Annotated in this window: 16 protein-coding genes; 13 read left to right on the forward strand and 3 right to left on the reverse strand. The window is 42.6% G+C overall.

From position 1 onward, the window contains the following. The first annotated feature begins 24 nt into the window (after nt 1-24). The 7 genes from ubiE (at nt 25) to hemB (ending at nt 5,843) form a co-directional block, all read left to right on the forward strand. Entirely contained in the window at nt 25-780 is a 756-nt protein-coding gene (gene ubiE, locus PSI14_RS14530) for a bifunctional demethylmenaquinone methyltransferase/2-methoxy-6-polyprenyl-1,4-benzoquinol methylase UbiE (protein ID WP_273554719.1), read from the forward strand. A 1-nt stretch (nt 781) separates the two neighbouring features. Next, entirely contained in the window at nt 782-1,450 is a 669-nt protein-coding gene (ubiJ, locus tag PSI14_RS14535) for a ubiquinone biosynthesis protein UbiJ (protein ID WP_273576556.1), read from the forward strand. Beyond that, nucleotides 1,437-3,074: a ubiquinone biosynthesis regulatory protein kinase UbiB gene (ubiB, locus tag PSI14_RS14540; protein WP_273576557.1), complete on the forward strand. Its 1,638-nt coding sequence runs from the start codon at nt 1,437-1,439 to the stop codon at nt 3,072-3,074. The genes ubiJ and ubiB overlap by 14 nt, the downstream gene beginning before the upstream one ends. A 132-nt stretch (nt 3,075-3,206) precedes the next feature. Beyond that, the gene (gene tatA / locus PSI14_RS14545) at nt 3,207-3,473 is read left to right on the forward strand and encodes a Sec-independent protein translocase subunit TatA (protein ID WP_092519887.1); all 267 of its coding nucleotides are present in this window, start codon (nt 3,207-3,209) and stop codon (nt 3,471-3,473) included. Between the two features lie 3 nt (nt 3,474-3,476). Further along, entirely contained in the window at nt 3,477-3,968 is a 492-nt protein-coding gene (tatB, locus tag PSI14_RS14550; RefSeq protein WP_273576558.1) for a Sec-independent protein translocase protein TatB, read from the forward strand. Nucleotides 3,969-3,971: 3 nt separating this feature from the next. Further along, nucleotides 3,972-4,706: a Sec-independent protein translocase subunit TatC gene (gene tatC, locus PSI14_RS14555; RefSeq protein ID WP_273576559.1), complete on the forward strand. Its 735-nt coding sequence runs from the start codon at nt 3,972-3,974 to the stop codon at nt 4,704-4,706. Nucleotides 4,707-4,826: 120 nt separating this feature from the next. Further along, nucleotides 4,827-5,843, forward strand: a complete 1,017-nt coding sequence (gene hemB / locus PSI14_RS14560; RefSeq protein WP_273576560.1) for a porphobilinogen synthase — start codon at nt 4,827-4,829, stop codon at nt 5,841-5,843. A gap of 169 nt (nt 5,844-6,012) precedes the next feature. Here hemB and rfaH read toward each other — a convergent pair whose 3' ends face one another. After that, complete coding sequence (gene rfaH, locus PSI14_RS14565) at nt 6,013-6,501, reverse strand: transcription/translation regulatory transformer protein RfaH (RefSeq protein WP_273576561.1); 489 nt, start codon at nt 6,499-6,501, stop codon at nt 6,013-6,015. A 329-nt stretch (nt 6,502-6,830) separates the two neighbouring features. On the opposite strand from rfaH, the gene ubiD reads away from it, so the two are divergent. Both ubiD and fre read left to right on the forward strand, forming a co-directional pair. Next, nucleotides 6,831-8,303, forward strand: a complete 1,473-nt coding sequence (gene ubiD, locus PSI14_RS14570; RefSeq protein ID WP_273576571.1) for a 4-hydroxy-3-polyprenylbenzoate decarboxylase — start codon at nt 6,831-6,833, stop codon at nt 8,301-8,303. Nucleotides 8,304-8,313: 10 nt separating this feature from the next. After that, nucleotides 8,314-9,015 carry an NAD(P)H-flavin reductase gene (gene fre / locus PSI14_RS14575; protein ID WP_273576562.1) on the forward strand — a complete coding sequence of 234 codons (702 nt, stop codon included), beginning with the start codon at nt 8,314-8,316 and terminating at the stop codon, nt 9,013-9,015. 162 nt (nt 9,016-9,177) lie between these two features. Here fre and fadA read toward each other — a convergent pair whose 3' ends face one another. Beyond that, a complete protein-coding gene (fadA, locus tag PSI14_RS14580; RefSeq protein WP_273576563.1) occupies nt 9,178-10,341 on the reverse strand; it encodes an acetyl-CoA C-acyltransferase FadA in 1,164 nt (387 codons plus the stop codon). An 11-nt stretch (nt 10,342-10,352) separates the two neighbouring features. Beyond that, nucleotides 10,353-12,539, reverse strand: coding sequence for a fatty acid oxidation complex subunit alpha FadB (gene fadB, locus PSI14_RS14585; protein ID WP_273576564.1), 2,187 nt, complete (start codon nt 12,537-12,539; stop codon nt 10,353-10,355). A gap of 273 nt (nt 12,540-12,812) precedes the next feature. Here fadB and pepQ point away from each other — a divergent pair, with 273 nt between their 5' ends. The 4 genes from pepQ to hemG are packed head-to-tail and all read left to right on the forward strand — an operon-like array spanning nt 12,813 to nt 16,846. Continuing rightward, nucleotides 12,813-14,147 carry a Xaa-Pro dipeptidase gene (gene pepQ / locus PSI14_RS14590; RefSeq protein ID WP_273576565.1) on the forward strand — a complete coding sequence of 445 codons (1,335 nt, stop codon included), beginning with the start codon at nt 12,813-12,815 and terminating at the stop codon, nt 14,145-14,147. Then, nucleotides 14,147-14,758, forward strand: a complete 612-nt coding sequence (locus tag PSI14_RS14595) for an IMPACT family protein (protein WP_273576566.1) — start codon at nt 14,147-14,149, stop codon at nt 14,756-14,758. Before pepQ ends, PSI14_RS14595 begins: the two co-directional genes overlap by 1 nt. A 37-nt stretch (nt 14,759-14,795) precedes the next feature. After that, complete coding sequence (trkH, locus tag PSI14_RS14600) at nt 14,796-16,247, forward strand: Trk system potassium transporter TrkH (protein ID WP_273576567.1); 1,452 nt, start codon at nt 14,796-14,798, stop codon at nt 16,245-16,247. A gap of 50 nt (nt 16,248-16,297) precedes the next feature. Next, nucleotides 16,298-16,846, forward strand: coding sequence for a menaquinone-dependent protoporphyrinogen IX dehydrogenase (gene hemG, locus PSI14_RS14605; RefSeq protein ID WP_273576568.1), 549 nt, complete (start codon nt 16,298-16,300; stop codon nt 16,844-16,846). Nucleotides 16,847-16,918: the final 72 nt, after the last annotated feature.

Raw genomic sequence — 16,918 nt, forward strand, 5'->3', positions numbered from 1 at the left:
TTGAATAAAAAGCGGACAAATAACATGGCAGATCAATCAAAAGAAACCACTGATTTTGGTTTCCGCACCGTAGCCAAAGAAGAGAAAAAAGAGATGGTGGCAGAGGTGTTCCACTCTGTGGCCTCGAAATATGACTTAATGAATGATTTGATGTCATTTGGCATTCATCGTATCTGGAAACGTTTTACCATTGAGGCAAGTGGTGTCCGCCGTGGTCATAAAGTGCTTGATCTTGCAGGTGGAACAGGTGATCTAACCGCGAAGTTTTCCCGAATTGTGGGGGAAAAAGGTCAAGTTGTTCTGGCTGATATCAACGATTCGATGTTGAAAGTCGGACGTGAAAAATTACGGGATATCGGTATCGTAGGCAATGTCAGTTATGTTCAAGCCAACGCTGAAGAATTACCTTTCCCGGATAACCACTTTGATTGTATTACCATTTCCTTTGGCTTGCGTAATGTCACGGATAAAGAAAAAGCCCTGCGTTCCATGTGCCGGGTACTTAAGCCGGGAGGTCGCCTGTTGGTGCTGGAGTTTTCCAAACCTGTATTGGCACCGTTAAGTAAGGTTTATGATGCCTATTCATTCCATGTTCTACCTCGAATCGGTCAGATGATTGTGAAGGATGCGGAAAGTTACCGTTATCTGACAGAGTCCATCCGTATGCACCCTGATCAAGAAACCTTAAAAGGCATGATGGAAGAAGCGGGTTTTGACCAAGTTTCTTACTCCAACATGACCGGTGGAATCGTTGCACTGCACAAAGGGTTCAAATTCTGAAATGGAAACACCCTCATTAAGCCATAGCGTGAGTTCTGCGGTGTCAAATGATAAGGTGCTGTTTACGATATTGACGGCTTTTCTGGAAACAACCCTGAATCATTTGTTATACCGTGAAACGGTATTAAAACCAGCCCGTTTGAGACTGGCAGGAAAAATACTGTCTATTGAACTGAAAGAAATCGAAACACCATTTGTGCTGATATTCAGTGAAAGGCAAGTGGATGTTTTAAGCCAATGGTCAGAACCAGCGGATTGCTCAATGAAAGCAACGATACCCGCGTTACTCAAGCTACGGGATCGTCAGTGTCTTTCAGCTTTGATTAACAGCGGTGAAATTGTCATTGAAGGGGATATGCAGGTTATTCAACAATGGTCAGCTTTGCTGGACATGTCAGAGTGGGACCCTGCTCATTATCTTTCCCCTTATGTCGGTGATATTGCCGCAGAAGGTATCAGCCGGATGATGAAGAAAAGTTTTGAACTTGCCAGCAATACCATTGCAAGGAAGAAAACGTACTTCGCTGAATCATTGACAGAAGAGTGGAAAATGGCTCCCAGTGCATTGGAAGTGGCCTATTTTAATGAGGAAGTTAATGCCGTTGCCAATAAAATAGACCAGCTCGAAAAACGGTTGGCGGCACTGGAGGGAAAACATGAGACCCAGTGAAATTAAGCGACTTTACTTTATCATCCGAGTCTTTCTTTCCTACGGGCTGGATGAACTCATCCCCAATATTCGTTTGACATGGCCGTTGCGTTTTGGGCGTCATTTACTGTTTTGGATACCTAACAGGCATAAGGGTAAACCCCTTGGTGAACGTTTACGTTTGGCATTACAAGAACTTGGTCCTGTGTGGATCAAACTGGGTCAGATGCTCTCCACGCGCCGTGATTTGTTCCCTACTGCGATCGCAGATCAACTTTCGATGTTACAAGATCGGGTTGTTTCCTTTGATGGTGCAATAGCACGAAAATCGATTGAAACTGCATTAGAGGGTTCTTTGGAAACGTGGTTTGAGGGATTTGATCCACAACCACTGGCTTCTGCTTCCATCGCTCAGGTACATACTGCCCGGCTGAAAGAGAATGGTAAAGAAATTGTCCTGAAAGTCATTCGTCCAGATATTCTGCCCGTTATTAAAGCTGATGTCCGGTTGATGTACCGTTTGGCGAATCTGGTTCCTTTTTTACCAGATGGTCGCCGTCTTCGTCCGCGTGAAGTTGTGCGTGAATATGAGAAAACGCTGCTTGATGAACTGAATTTATTACGTGAAGCAGCAAACGCAATCCAACTACGCCGTAATTTTGAAGATAGCTCAATACTCTACGTACCCGAAGTGTACCCTGATTATTGTCGGGAGAATGTCTTGGTTATGGAGCGCATTTATGGCATTCCGGTGTCAGATATTGCTACTCTGGAAGCGCAGAACACCAATATGAAGCTGTTGGCTGAGCGTGGGGTTCAGGTATTCTTCACCCAAGTATTTCGCGATAGTTTTTTCCATGCAGATATGCATCCCGGTAATATTTTTGTTAGTTATGAAAAACCGGAAGATCCTACTTATATCGGCATTGATTACGGGATTGTTGGTTCTTTGAATAAAGAGGATAAACGCTATCTGGCCGAAAACTTTATTGCTTTCTTTAACCGTGATTACCGTCGGGTAGCTGAATTGCATGTTGATTCTGGCTGGGTGCCGGCAGATACCAATGTGGAAGATTTCGAATTTGCCATTCGTACCGTTTGTGAGCCGATTTTTGAAAAACCACTGGCTGAGATCTCATTTGGGCATGTTCTACTGAACCTTTTCAATACCGCCCGTCGTTTTAATATGACAGTTCAGCCTCAATTGGTTCTGCTGCAAAAAACGCTGTTGTATGTGGAAGGCTTGGGGCGTCAACTTTATCCTCAGCTTGATTTGTGGAAAACAGCCAAACCTTTTCTGGAAGATTGGTTACATGATCAGGTTGGGCTTCCTGCTATTGTGCGTGCCTTTAAAGAAAAGGCACCTTATTGGGCGGAAAAGCTACCAGAGCTTCCAGAGCTGGTGTATGGCACGCTCCAACAGCACCGACGTTTGCAGACCAGCATTGATCAAATATCGCAACAATTCAGAGGCCAACAACTCAGGCAACGTAAATCTCTTTACCTATTGGGGATTGGTGCAACTCTCTTTATCTGTGGTAGTTTATTTTTCGTCATAGATCAGAAGCATCTGGCATGGGGGATGATAGGGGCTGGCGTTGCATCATGGGGATTGGGTTGGAGTCACTTAAATAAGCGTCAATGATGATGGGTATTAACCGTAACTGTAGATAATTCTGCTACGACTCTGGGTATGATCGCGTTATTTTCCGAATACAAAGTTCGTAGTTTATAATTAAATCACTAGTAATATTCTGATGAATAGAGGTAGGTCAGTATGGGTGGTATAAGTATTTGGCAATTACTCATAATTGCTGTCATTGTCGTACTGTTGTTTGGTACTAATAAGCTTCGTACTTTGGGTTCAGACTTGGGAGCATCCATAAAAGGCTTCAAAAAAGCAATGAGTGAGGATGAAAAGCCAGAGCAGCCGGGAAAAATGAGCCAGGATGCTGATTTCGAAACGAAAAACCTCACTGAAAAGTCTACGGCTGCACAATCTGAAAAATCAGAGAGTAAAAGTAAAGATAAAGAGCAGGTATAAACCGTGTTTGACATTGGCTTTAGTGAACTGCTGTTGGTGATGATCATTGGCTTGATTGTTCTGGGGCCAGAACGTTTGCCTATTGCGGTCAAAACAGTGGCTGGGTGGATTCGGGTATTGCGCTCTCTGGCAGCTAATGTGCAGAATGAGCTGACTCAGGAATTGAAGTTGCAAGAACTTCAGGACACTCTGAAAAAAATGGAAGAAAAAGCCGATTTGCAATCACTGTCTCCAGAATTGAAGGCATCAATGGAAGAGCTAAAGGCAGCGGCTGAATCATTGAAAAATAAGTACCAATTAAAACCGGATGAAATGAGGGAATTGGAAGAAGATGAAACTCATTTTCATTCTTCTATGCCTCAATTGGTTGAAAAGCACTCGGATTCAGACCGGTTAAGTTCAGAACCGTTAATTTCAAAACCCGTAATTTTAGCGAAATCGAGCGAAAAACCAGAGCAGCAAAAAAAACCTGAACAAGCAAATGGCGAACACTGAAACATGTCTGTGGATGATACTCAACCCTTTATCAGTCATCTGATTGAACTGCGTAAGCGGATTTTAAATAGCTTAGTTACTGTGCTGATAGTGTTTTTGGCATTGGTTTATTTTTCCAATGACATTTATCGGCTTATTGCTGCGCCTTTAATGGAACAATTACCTAAAGGCGCAAATATGATTGCGACAGATGTTGCATCACCTTTTTTTACACCGATCAAACTGACCATCATGGTGTCTATCTTTGTTTCGGTACCCATGATCCTCTATCAAGTGTGGGCATTTATTGCACCAGCATTGTATAAGCACGAACGGCGTTTGGTTATGCCCCTACTGTTTTCCAGTAGTGTATTGTTTTATCTGGGAATGGCATTTGCATATTTCGTTGTCTTTCCCATTGCGTTTGGTTTCTTTATCAATACTGTACCCGCAGGGGTTGTAATCTCGACGGATATCAGCAATTACTTAAGCTTTGTGATGGCGCTATTTATGGCTTTTGGCGTTTCATTCGAAATACCAATTGCCATTATTCTGCTGTGTTGGAGTGGGATAGTGACGCCGGAATCGCTGAAAAGAAAACGTCCTTATATTTTAGTCGGGGCGTTCGTGGTTGGTATGCTGTTAACACCCCCTGATGTTTTCTCACAAACTTTGCTGGCTGTTCCCATGTATTTGTTATTTGAACTGGGGATTTTGCTTTCGCAGTTTTACGTTGGCAAATTAGGCAGACGTAAATAGCCAATCCGGAAGATGAATTAGATAGTAATACTGATAGTAATTTTAAAAAATAATCTGAATTAGTTAGCGATGGCTATTAACCCAGCGTCTTGTCGCTGGGTTTTACATTAGGAGAACAGTATGAGCTATGTATTTCCGGGGGCATTTCCCGGTCGTCGTATGCGCCGTGTGCGCCGTCATGATTTTTCCCGCCGCTTAGTTGCTGAAAATCAACTTACCGTTAATGACCTGATTTACCCTATATTTGTTATGGAAGGAACGAATCAGCGTCAGGAAGTATCTTCAATGCCAGGAGTGTATCGTCTGACAATCGATCTTTTGCTGAAAGAAGCGGAAGAGATTGCCCGACTGGGTATTCCTGTTTTATCTCTGTTTCCGGTTATTGAAGCCGACAAGAAATCATTGGATGCGAAAGAAGCTTATAATCCAGACGGTTTGATTCAGCGTTCTGTTCGCGCTTTGAAAGATGCTGTTCCTGAGTTGGGTCTTTTGACGGACGTAGCACTTGATCCATTTACTACCCATGGACAGGATGGTGTTATTGATCAGGATGGTTATGTTATCAATGACATTACCAAAGATATTCTGGTTAAGCAGGCATTGTCCCATGCTGAAGCCGGGGCTGAGATTGTCGCACCAAGCGATATGATGGATGGTCGTGTCGGTGCTATTCGCGAGCAGCTTGAAATGGATAATTATGTCAATACCCAAATTATGGCTTATTCTGCCAAATACGCCTCTTGTTACTATGGGCCATTTAGAGATGCCATTGGCTCCAGCGGCAACCTGAAAGGTGGTAATAAAATGACCTATCAAATGGATCCTGCAAACAGTGATGAAGCGTTGCAGGAAATTGCACAAGATTTGCAGGAAGGTGCTGATAGCGTCATGGTTAAACCTGGTATGCCATATTTGGATGTGATTCGTCAGGTGAAAGATACTTTTGGCGTGCCGACATTTGCTTATCAGGTTTCTGGTGAATATGCCATGCATATGGCAGCCATTCAAAATGGTTGGTTGAAAGAACAGCCAGCGATTATGGAATCACTATTGTGTTTTAAACGAGCAGGTGCTGATGGTGTACTGACTTATTTTGCCAAGCGTGTAGCACAGTGGCTGCATGAGCAAAAATACTAAGTTTACTCAATTTATTATTAAAGAGAGTAAAGTCAGCCAATATCAAAGAGTTGGATGATGAAAGAGTACAGCAGCATACAGATGATAAATACAATGCTGATAATAAATACAATATAAATGATAAATACAATATAAATAATAAAAACGGGCAATTTTGCCCGTTTTCTGATTAAATTTTGGTAAAGTGCTTATTATCCAAGGCCTTAGGGACTTCTTTATTGAGGATTTTCAGCAAAAGGATGGATCGTGTTTCCCCATCTGGTTCGTTATAAATTGCTTGGATGCCTTCGAAAATTCCCTCAGTGATCAAGACGATATCACCAGTAATTGGGGTCTCAGGTGCAATATATTCCTGCTCTGTGATAGACATTAACTCATCAATTAATGTTTGTGGAATGGTGGCAGGTGTATTATTGAACCGAACGAAATGATTTACACCACGTGTTGAGTTAATTGTAGTGGTATGAATAACCTCTTCATCAAAGTAAACAAACAGATAATTAGGAAACAGTGGTTCAGTAACGGTGGTTCGTTTACCCCGAATGATTTTTTCAATTTTGGCTATCGGTGTCAGACAAATAACGCCTTGTCTTTCTAAGTGCTCTATTGCTCGAAAGATTTGTCCCCGCTTACAGTAAAGAAGACGCCATTTCTCCATAATATTTCGACTCCATTGCATAGAATGCCTAGCATAACAAAACTAGTACTAAAGGGTCATCAATAAAGATAGAAGTTATCTAAAGTGTAAACTGTATTTTTCGATAGTCTACAGCGCTTATCTTCAATGATAATGCAATGTGTTGCGTTATGGTGGAAAGATCAGCACTCATCATGAATGATATGATTATCTGATTTTCACAGAGAAATCTGATCCACAAGATTTCGCTAAGTCCATTGCTTTTTGGCAAGATATGAGTTTACCTTGTAACCCTCATGGGAGGGCTTATAATGGCTCTCCCTCCTGAAAAATCGGCACAAATGAACAATATGAAATATCGCGATCTAAGAGACTTTCTTTCCTTGTTGGAACAATCGGGTGAATTAAAACGAATTAGTATGGAAGTTGACCCATACCTGGAAATGACTGAAATCGCAGATCGTACTCTTCGTGCCGGTGGTCCAGCCTTATTATTTGAAAATCCTAAGGGATATTCGATGCCCGTGTTGTGCAACTTGTTTGGGACACCTCAGCGTGTTGCCATGGGAATGGGGCAGAATGATGTTAAGGCATTGCATGACGTTGGTAAGTTATTGGCCTTCCTTAAAGAACCTGAACCACCAAAAGGTTTTCGTGATTTGGTAGATAAGCTGCCTAAATTTAAACAGGTTTTGAACATGCCAACCAAGCGCCTTAGTTCTGCACCGTGTCAGGAACAGATTTGGGCAGGCGATGAGGTGGATCTCACTCGTATTCCAGTTATGCATTGTTGGCCAGAAGATGCCGCTCCATTGATCACATGGGGATTAACAGTAACTAAGGGACCTAATAAAGAGCGCCAGAACCTGGGTATTTACCGTCAACAGGTATTGGGTAAAAATAAGCTGATTATGCGCTGGTTATCACATCGTGGTGGTGCACTTGATTTTCAGGAATGGTGTCAGGCACATCCGGGCGAACGTTTTCCTGTGTCCGTTGCATTAGGGGCCGATCCTGCCACGATATTGGGAGCGGTTACCCCAATTCCTGATACTTTGTCAGAATATGCGTTTGCTGGATTATTGCGTGGACATAAAACGGAAGTCGTTAAATGTATATCCAATGATCTGGAAGTGCCTGCCAGTGCTGAAATTATCCTTGAAGGCTACATTGAACCTGGTGAAATGGCACCGGAAGGGCCATATGGTGATCATACCGGCTATTACAACGAAGTAGATATGTTCCCAGTATTTACAGTGACCCATATTACTCAGCGTAGCGATGCCATCTATCATTCCACTTACACAGGGCGCCCGCCGGATGAGCCTGCGGTACTGGGAGTTGCGTTGAATGAAGTTTTGGTGCCAATATTGCAAAAACAGTTTCCTGAAATTGTAGATTTTTACCTGCCGCCAGAGGGCTGCTCTTATCGACTCGCTGTCGTTACAATGAAAAAACAATATGCAGGCCATGCCAAGCGAGTGATGATGGGAGTTTGGTCATATCTGAGGCAATTTATGTACACAAAATTTGTTATCGTTTGTGATGATGATATCAATGCGCGAGATTGGAATGATGTCATTTGGGCGATAACAACGCGAATGGACCCGCAGAGAGATACTGTCTTAATGGAAAATACACCAATTGACTATCTCGATTTTGCATCTCCTGTTTCAGGGCTAGGCTCAAAAATGGGGTTAGATGCAACGAATAAATGGCCAGGAGAGACACAAAGGGAATGGGGGCGTCCGATAGTGATGAGCGATGAGATTCGGACCCGTGTCGATGAAATTTGGGATCAATTAGATATTTTGAAGCGATAAGAGGGAACGCATGACAACATTAAGCTGTAAAGTAACATCGGTTGACTCCATTACAGATACAGTTTATCGGGTTCGTTTATTACCTGATTCGCCTTTTTCTTTCCGTGCAGGACAATATTTGATGGTGGTTATGGATGAAAGGGATAAACGCCCTTTCTCCATGGCATCACCACCATCAGAAAAACAGATAATTGAGTTGCATATTGGCGCTTCTGAGCTAAATCTCTATGCGATGGCAGTAATGGATAGAATTTTGGATCAGAAAATCATTGATATTGATATACCACATGGTCAGGCATGGTTTCGTGAAGACAGTGAAAATCCTATATTATTGATTGCCGGTGGAACAGGCTTCTCATATACACGTTCTATCTTATTAGCTGCGTTGGAAAAAAATCCCAATCGAGAAATTTCTATCTATTGGGGGGGACGAGAGTTACAACACCTTTATGATTTGGGGGAGTTGCAATCATTGAGTGAGAGTTATCCTAATTTAACCGTGGTTCCTGTAGTTGAACAGGTTGATGAACACTGGTGCGGGAGAACAGGCACCGTTCTGAGTGCGGTTTTGGAGGATTTCGGCAGTTTAGCAAATCATGATATCTATATTGCTGGTCGCTTTGAGATGGCTAAAATTGCTCGTGAACGGTTCTGTAGTGAACGTGATGCATCTATCGATCACATGTATGGCGATGCATTTGAGTTTATTTGATCTGTTTGCCGATAAAATAAAACGATAAAAATAAAAAAACCCGCCCCTGACAGGCGGGAAACTACGGCAACAACTTATTAGAGTGGTGCAATAGACAAGACAGACAAGGGAAAAAACTATTAAATTTTAATTAACAGTTACTCTATAGCTAAGTTTTAATCGCTATACTCTTTCAATAATTGTGGCAATGCCTTGGCCTAACCCGATACACATGGTTGATAACCCAAACTGGGCATCTTTACGTTCCATCAAGTTAAGCAGGGTGGTTGTAATACGAGTACCAGAGCACCCCAATGGATGACCAAGAGCAATTGCACCACCGTTCAGGTTGATTCTGTCATCCATACTATCCAACAGATTCAGCCCTTTCATGCAAGCTAAGGATTGCGCGGCGAATGCTTCGTTCAATTCCATTACGCCAATGTCTGCAAGACTTAATCCGGCTTTTTTCAAGGCCATTTGTGTTGCAGGCACAGGGCCATAACCCATGATGGAAGGGTCACAACCGACAACCGCCATTGAGCGGATACGAGCGCGAGGTTTTAATCCTAATTCTCTAGCTTTGCTTTCGCTCATGATCAGCATTGCAGAGGCGCCATCAGAAAGCGCTGAGGAGTTCCCCGCAGTAACGCTTCCGGTGACAGGATCAAAAGCAGGACGCAGTGTAGCCAAATCTTTTAGATTGGTGTCTGGGCGGATCACTTCATCAAAATTGACGAGTTTTAGATTCCCATCAGCATCATGTCCATAAATAGGAACAATTTCGCTGGCGAAAGCTTTTGACTCGGTCGCTTGTGCTGCGCGTTGATGAGAACGCAAGGCAAATTCATCTTGCATTTCGCGGCTAATATTGTGCATTTTGGCCAGCATTTCTGCCGTCAGCCCCATAACACCTGCTGCTTTCGCCATATTACGGCTTAATTTGGAATGAAAATCGACACCGTGTGTCATGGGCACATGCCCCATATGCTCAACACCGCCGACCATAACAATACTGGCATCGCCAGTCATGATCATGCGGGTGCCGTCGTGCAATGATTGCATTGAAGAACCACAAAGGCGGTTAACAGTCACAGCGGGAACGGAATGGGGAATACCCGCCAGCAAAGCAGAGTTCCGTGCAATATTGAACCCTTGTTCAAGCGTTTGTTGCACACATCCCCAAGAGATATCATCAATATCTTCAGGCTTAACAGAAGGATTGCGCTTGAGTATTGATTTCATCAGATGTGCGGAGAGATCTTCGGCACGGACCTGACGGAATACACCACCTTTTGAGCGCCCCATTGGGGTACGGATACCATCAATAATAACTACGTTTTCCATGTTTTCAGACCTCACGCTTTTTCACCTGGATTAACAGCAAGTTCTGCTGGTGCAGGGTAGTAACTTTCATTGCTTTCGGATTTTGCTTTCAGGCCAGCGGGTACGTGATAGAGTGCTCCCAAGTGAGCATAACTTTCTGCCATCTTCACGTAGGCTGCGGTTCCCATGGTATCCAGGTAACGGAAAACACCACCATGGAATGGAGGGAAGCCCAAGCCATACACCAGTGCCATATCTGCTTCTGCCGGGCTGGCAATGACACCTTCTTCTAAGCAGCGAACAACTTCGTTAATCATTGGGATCATGGTTCGAGCAATGATTTCTTCGCCAGAGAAAGTATGTTTCGGTTTACAGATGCTTGCCAGTAACTGATCGGTAGTTTCATCCTGCTCTTTTTTCGGTTTGCCTTTTTTATCTTGGGTATATTTATAGAAACCAACGCCATTTTTCTGACCATAACGCTGATTTTCGAATAATACATCAATGGCATCCCGGTAATTGCGACTCATACGGTCTGGGAAACCCTGAGCCATGACAGTTTGTGCGTGGTGGGCAGTATCAATGCCGACAACATCAAGGAGATAAGCAGGACCCATTGGCCAGCCAAATTCTTTTTCCATGATTTTATCGATTTGACGGAAATCACCACCATCACGCAGCAACATGCCAAAACCAGCCAGATACGGGAACAATACACGGTTTACAAAGAAACCAGGACAATCGTTGACAACGATTGGTGTTTTACCCATTTTACTGGCATACGCGACAACGCTTGAAATGGCCTTGTCTGAGGTTTTTTCCCCGCGGATGATTTCAACCAACGGCATACGATGTACCGGGTTGAAGAAATGCATACCACAGAAGTTTTCTGGGCGTTTTAGCGATTTTGCTAATTCGGTGATTGGGATAGTGGAGGTATTGGAAGCCAGAATACAGTCATCGCTGATGTGTGATTCTGTTTCTGCCAAAACTGCCGCTTTAATTTTAGGATTTTCAACGACCGCTTCGATAACGATCTGAGACTGCTCAATACCCGCATAATTAAGAGTAGGTTGAATGGATGCCAGAATTTTGGCCATCTTCATGGCATCTAAGCGTCCACGCTCAAATTGTTTATGCAGCAATTTAGCCGCTTCATTGATACCTAAATCCAGCGCTTTTTGATTGATGTCTTTCATCAAAACCGGAACACCCTTGCGCGCTGATTGATAGGCAATGCCTCCGCCCATGATCCCTGCACCCAGTACTGCTGCATGTTCAGGTGTTGTGACGGTTTGAAGATGTTTTTTCGCTAACCCTTTGACATATTGGTCATTCAGGAATATGCCGACTAAAGCACGGGCAACGGAAGTGTGTGCTAATGATACAAAACTGGCAGATTCCAGCTTTAAGGCTTCATCGCGACCCAGTGTAGCGGCTTTTTCAATGGTTTTTACCGCAGTAATTGGTGCTGGATAATGAGGACCAGCAACCTTCATTACCATACCTTTTGCTACGGTGAAACTCATAGTACGTTCAATCTCATTGAGGTTCAGTGGCATCAGTTTAGGCTGACGGGCTGCCTTCCAATCCAAATCTCCACGAATAGCTTGTTCCAGAACTGAAACGGCAGAATCAACCAGTTTTTCGGCAGAAACTACGGCATCGATTAAACCATTTTTCAGTGCTTCCTCTGCGTTAATATCTTTTCCTGCGGAAATGATTTCGAGGGCGTTATCTGTACCAATCAAGCGAGGCAGACGAACAGAACCACCGAATCCCGGCATAATGCCCAGTTTAGTTTCTGGCAACCCGATGCGAAGATCTGGGGATGCAACACGAAAATCCGTTGAAAGTACCAATTCACATCCACCGCCAAGAGCGTAGCCATTGATCGCGGAGATAGTCGGCACAGGGAGATCTTCTATACGATTAAAGATATTGTTGGCGAGATTCAGCAGTTCATGTAGCTTTTCTGCTGGTGCATTGAATAATGATAAAAATTCTGTGATGTCTGCGCCGACAATAAAGGCTTGTTTTTCAGAGCGTAATAGCAACCCTTTTAGTTCAGGCTCTTGCTCAAGGGCGGCAACAGCTTTATCCAGCGAAGTAACTGTTGTGGTATCTAATTTATTAATTGCAGCTGGTGCATTGAAGATTAATTCTGCAATGCCATCTTTCAGCCATTTTACTTGAATAGTTTCACTTAGGTAGAGCATGTCATTCTCCTCAATGAGTACATACCATCTGGTATGACCAGATGAGGTTGATTGTGATTACTGTGTTAATTTAATGCAAATCAATGATTAATTTTTTGTAGAGCGGATCACAGCTAAGATTTATGACAGATAGCCATATATTTTGTTAGTGTTTTGAAAAATATAAATATAGTTGCTTAGTTTTAGATAATGGGAATTTTCACGTGATAGCTCTCATAATAACGAGTTGTGGTAATATTTAATTCCCGCCAGAAAATCAAAAGGCTAATTAAAATGGAAAAGTTGGCATCTCTGTACCAAGAACATATTAAAACCTTACAAAAACGTGCCCGCGAAATCTTGGCACGAACTCAGCTTGACGCCCTGCTTATTCATTCAGGTGAATCATTACGGATTTTTCTTGATGACAGCTATTATCCATTCAAGGTAAACGCACACTTTAAGGCTTGGGTCCCTGTGACTAAAGTGCCAAATTGTTGGTTATGGATTGATGGTATCAATAAACCTAAACTCTGGTTTTATTCGCCGGTAGATTACTGGCATAGCGTAGAACCACTGCCCAATAGTTACTGGACTGACGAAATAGAAATGATTCATTTGGCAAAAGCTGAAGATATCAGTGCAAAACTGAATGGATTATCAAAACAGAATGCAGCTTATATTGGTGAACAAACTGAACGTGCCAAATCTTTGGGAATTCTTGAGCACAATATCAACCCGAAAGCTGTCTTGGATTATTTGAGTTACCATCGTTCATATAAAACAGATTACGAATTGACTTGCATGCGTGAGGCTCAGAAAACGGCCGTTAATGGTCATCAGGCAGCCTATGATGCATTTTTGTCTGGTGTGAGTGAATTCGAAATCAATATGTTTTATTTGATGGCAACGGGACACCGCGATACCGATGTTCCTTATAATAATATTGTTGCCTTGAATGCAAATACTGCTGTTCTGCATTACAACAAATTACAACAGAAAATCCCTTCTGAAATTCGCAGCTTTTTGATTGATGCTGGAGCAGAATATAATGGCTATGTAGCAGATATCACTAGAACCTATTCAGCAAAATCTAATAACGATTTCGCTTCACTGATAAAGGATCTGAATGAAGAGCAGCAGGCGATAATCGGCACAATTAAAACGGGAACCAGATATACCGACTACCATATTAATATGCATCGACGTATAGCCAAGATCCTGAAAAAACATGACATTATTAATGGAGTCAGTGAAGAGGGCATGGTTGAGAAAGGATTGACAACCCCATTTTTCCCACATGGACTCGGTCATCCTCTGGGTTTGCAGGTGCATGATGTTGCTGGATTTATGCAAGATGATAGTGGAACCCATCTGGCTGCCCCGGAAATGCATCCTTATCTGCGCTGTACCCGTATTTTGGAGCCAAGAATGGTTTTGACCATTGAACCCGGTATCTATTTCATTGAAACCTTATTAGCGCAGTGGCGTGAAAGCGAATATCGTCAACATTTTGATTGGGAAAAAATCGATATGTTGAAACCTTATGGTGGTATTCGCATTGAAGATAACATCGTTATCCACGATGGAAAAATTGAAAACATGACCAGAGATCTACACTTATCGTAATGAAGCCTTATTTAATTCCTGCGGCTTCAGTCAGCTTTACTGAAGAAATAAAAAAGAGCCGTTTCATTACCCTGCTGGAGCACACCAGCGGGGTGAATGAAGCTAAGTTATTTATCCAAGGCATTAAAGAACAATATCCTGATGCTCGCCATCATTGTTGGGCATTTGTGGCTGGTGCACCGGACGACTCCCAACAATTGGGGTTTTCTGATGATGGTGAACCTACCGGAACAGCCGGTAAGCCCATGATTGCTCAGTTAATAGGAAGTGGGCTAGGAGAAATTACCGCTGTATCTGTTCGCTATTTTGGTGGCATAAAACTTGGTACAGGAGGGTTGGTAAAAGCCTATGGCAATGGTGTGCAGCAAGCTCTGAAACTGCTGCAAACCGAATTTAAAGTACCGCAGAAACTGTATCAGCTACAGTGTGAATATTCACATATTTCAATGGTAGAACAATTGCTACATCAATTCTCCGGGCAAGTGATCGCCAGTGATTATGCTGAAAATGTCACATTGCAAGTTTCATTGCCAGCTACCCTTGCAGAGGAAATAGGTGATAAATTACGGAACTTAAGCCGTGGGGCTTTGTTTTTAACACCAAAATCATGATGATTTCGTCATACCGGATTTCTAAGGAACCAGCCGAATGCATTTTCGTGCCATAACCCGTATTGTTGGACTACTTGTCATTCTTTTCTCTGTCACGATGATTATTCCGGGGTTGGTGGCATTAATTTATCGAGATGGTGCAGGTAGAGCATTTAGTCAGACATTCATCTTTGCCCTCATCATTGGCCTAATATTGTGGGTGCCCAATCGCGATCAAAAATATGTTCTTAAACCGAAAGAGGGTTTTTTGATTGTCGTCCTATTTTGGACTGTATTGGGGAGTGTGGGAGCATTGCCGTTTATTTTCTCTGAAGAACCCAATCTCTCAGTCACAGATGCCTTTTTTGAATCATTTTCTGGTTTAACGACAACAGGAGCGACGACGCTTACTGGTCTTGATTCTCTTCCTAAGGCCATTTTGTTTTACCGACAAATGTTGCAATGGTTGGGAGGAATGGGAATCATTGTTCTGGCTGTGGCAATCTTACCTCTGCTTGGTGTTGGGGGAATGCAGCTTTATCGGGCAGAAATGCCGGGACCATTGAAAGATAATAAAATGCGTCCTCGTATCGCAGAAACAGCAAAAACGCTTTGGCTAATTTATGTCTTGTTAACTATAGCCTGTGCGATAGCACTGTGGGCTGCGGGGATGTCGGTATTCGATGCAATTTCTCATAGTTTTTCTACTATCGCTATTGGTGGGTTTTCCACTCATGATACCAGTATCGGCTTTTTCAATAGTCCGACCATCAATACTATCATTGCCATTTTCTTATTGATTTCAGGCTGTAATTTTGGCCTGCATTTCGCCGTCCTTTCTGGAAGAAGCTTGAAAGTGTATTGGCGTGATCCAGAATTTCGGATGTTCATTACAATTCAGTTAGCATTATTAGCAATCTGTATGCTGATATTATGGCAATGTTCCATTTATACATCAGGATTGGATGCATTGAACCATGCTTTTTTTCAGGTTGTCTCTATGGCGACAACTGCTGGATTTACAACCACAAAATTTCAAGAATGGCCCCTATTCTTGCCTTTTCTGTTGTTATGCTCTGCATTTATAGGGGGGTGTGCTGGTTCAACGGGGGGCGGGCTCAAAGTTATCCGTATCTTATTATTGTTCCTGCAAGGTTCTCGTGAATTAAAACGATTAGTGCATCCGAATGCGGTGTATACCATCAAATTAGGGCAGCGGGCATTACCGGAACGAATTATTGAAGCAGTATGGGGATTTTTTTCAGCTTACGCACTTGTCTTCATTATTAGTATGTTGTTACTGATCGCAACGGGTCTTGACGATCATTCTGCTTTTGCTGCCATTGCTGCAACATTGAATAATTTGGGACCAGGATTGGGAACGGTTGCTGATGACTTTACGAAAGTGACTCCGGCAGCCAAATGGATATTGGTTGTTACTATGTTATTTGGACGTTTGGAAGTGTTCACATTATTAGTCCTATTTACACCAACTTTTTGGCGCGAATAATGATCTGTTGAATTTGTATATGTGAATCGCTGTTTAATAAGGACGTACCTATGAGTTATTTGTTGCTCTATTCTACTCAGGATGGACAAACTAAAAAAATTATTACCCGTATCGCAAAGAATCTCCGTCGTGCTGGTATCGAGTGTGATTTAAGAGACCTTTCTACAGTGAAACAGGTCAATTTGATGCCTTACCAAAAAGTAATGGTAGGTGCATCGATACGTTATGGGCGCTTCAATTCTGCATTGCATAACTTTGTCATTCGCCATCAACAACAGTTGAACCAAATGCCAACAGCTTTCTTTGGTGTCAATTTAACGGCGAGAAAGCCAGAAAAAAGAACACCAGAAACGAATGCTTATATACGTAAGTTCCTAATCAAAAGTCCATGGCAACCTGATTTGTGTGAAGTCTTTGCAGGCGCTCTGCTTTATCCGCGCTATCGCTGGTTAGATCGCATTATGATTCAATTCATTATGCGAATGACTGGAGGAGAAACTGATACAACAAAAGAGATCGAATATACTGATTGGGAACAGGTAGATTGTTTTTCTGAGGCGTTTTTGCAAATATCGTGTGATAAAGAGCCTCAAAAATAGCCTTTTTGCTGATAGTTACATCATTTTGAGGAAAAAAAACACGAACAGAAAAAAAATCAAAAAAAACTATTG

The organism is Xenorhabdus anantnagensis (assembly GCF_028598555.1).
GTDB lineage: Bacteria > Pseudomonadota > Gammaproteobacteria > Enterobacterales > Enterobacteriaceae > Xenorhabdus > Xenorhabdus anantnagensis.

Coding starts and splice junctions, on each gene's coding strand:
- fre (WP_273576562.1), top strand. CDS start 8,314: ATGACAACATTAAGCTGTAAAGTAACATCGGTTGACTCCATTACAGAT.
- ubiD (WP_273576571.1), top strand. CDS start 6,831: ATGAAATATCGCGATCTAAGAGACTTTCTTTCCTTGTTGGAACAATCG.
- tatA (WP_092519887.1), top strand. CDS start 3,207: ATGGGTGGTATAAGTATTTGGCAATTACTCATAATTGCTGTCATTGTC.
- fadA (WP_273576563.1), bottom strand. CDS start 10,341: ATGGAAAACGTAGTTATTATTGATGGTATCCGTACCCCAATGGGGCGC.
- PSI14_RS14595 (WP_273576566.1), top strand. CDS start 14,147: ATGAAGCCTTATTTAATTCCTGCGGCTTCAGTCAGCTTTACTGAAGAA.
- trkH (WP_273576567.1), top strand. CDS start 14,796: ATGCATTTTCGTGCCATAACCCGTATTGTTGGACTACTTGTCATTCTT.
- ubiJ (WP_273576556.1), top strand. CDS start 782: ATGGAAACACCCTCATTAAGCCATAGCGTGAGTTCTGCGGTGTCAAAT.
- ubiE (WP_273554719.1), top strand. CDS start 25: ATGGCAGATCAATCAAAAGAAACCACTGATTTTGGTTTCCGCACCGTA.
- fadB (WP_273576564.1), bottom strand. CDS start 12,539: ATGCTCTACCTAAGTGAAACTATTCAAGTAAAATGGCTGAAAGATGGC.
- rfaH (WP_273576561.1), bottom strand. CDS start 6,501: ATGGAGAAATGGCGTCTTCTTTACTGTAAGCGGGGACAAATCTTTCGA.
- pepQ (WP_273576565.1), top strand. CDS start 12,813: ATGGAAAAGTTGGCATCTCTGTACCAAGAACATATTAAAACCTTACAA.
- tatC (WP_273576559.1), top strand. CDS start 3,972: ATGTCTGTGGATGATACTCAACCCTTTATCAGTCATCTGATTGAACTG.
- hemB (WP_273576560.1), top strand. CDS start 4,827: ATGAGCTATGTATTTCCGGGGGCATTTCCCGGTCGTCGTATGCGCCGT.
- ubiB (WP_273576557.1), top strand. CDS start 1,437: ATGAGACCCAGTGAAATTAAGCGACTTTACTTTATCATCCGAGTCTTT.
- hemG (WP_273576568.1), top strand. CDS start 16,298: ATGAGTTATTTGTTGCTCTATTCTACTCAGGATGGACAAACTAAAAAA.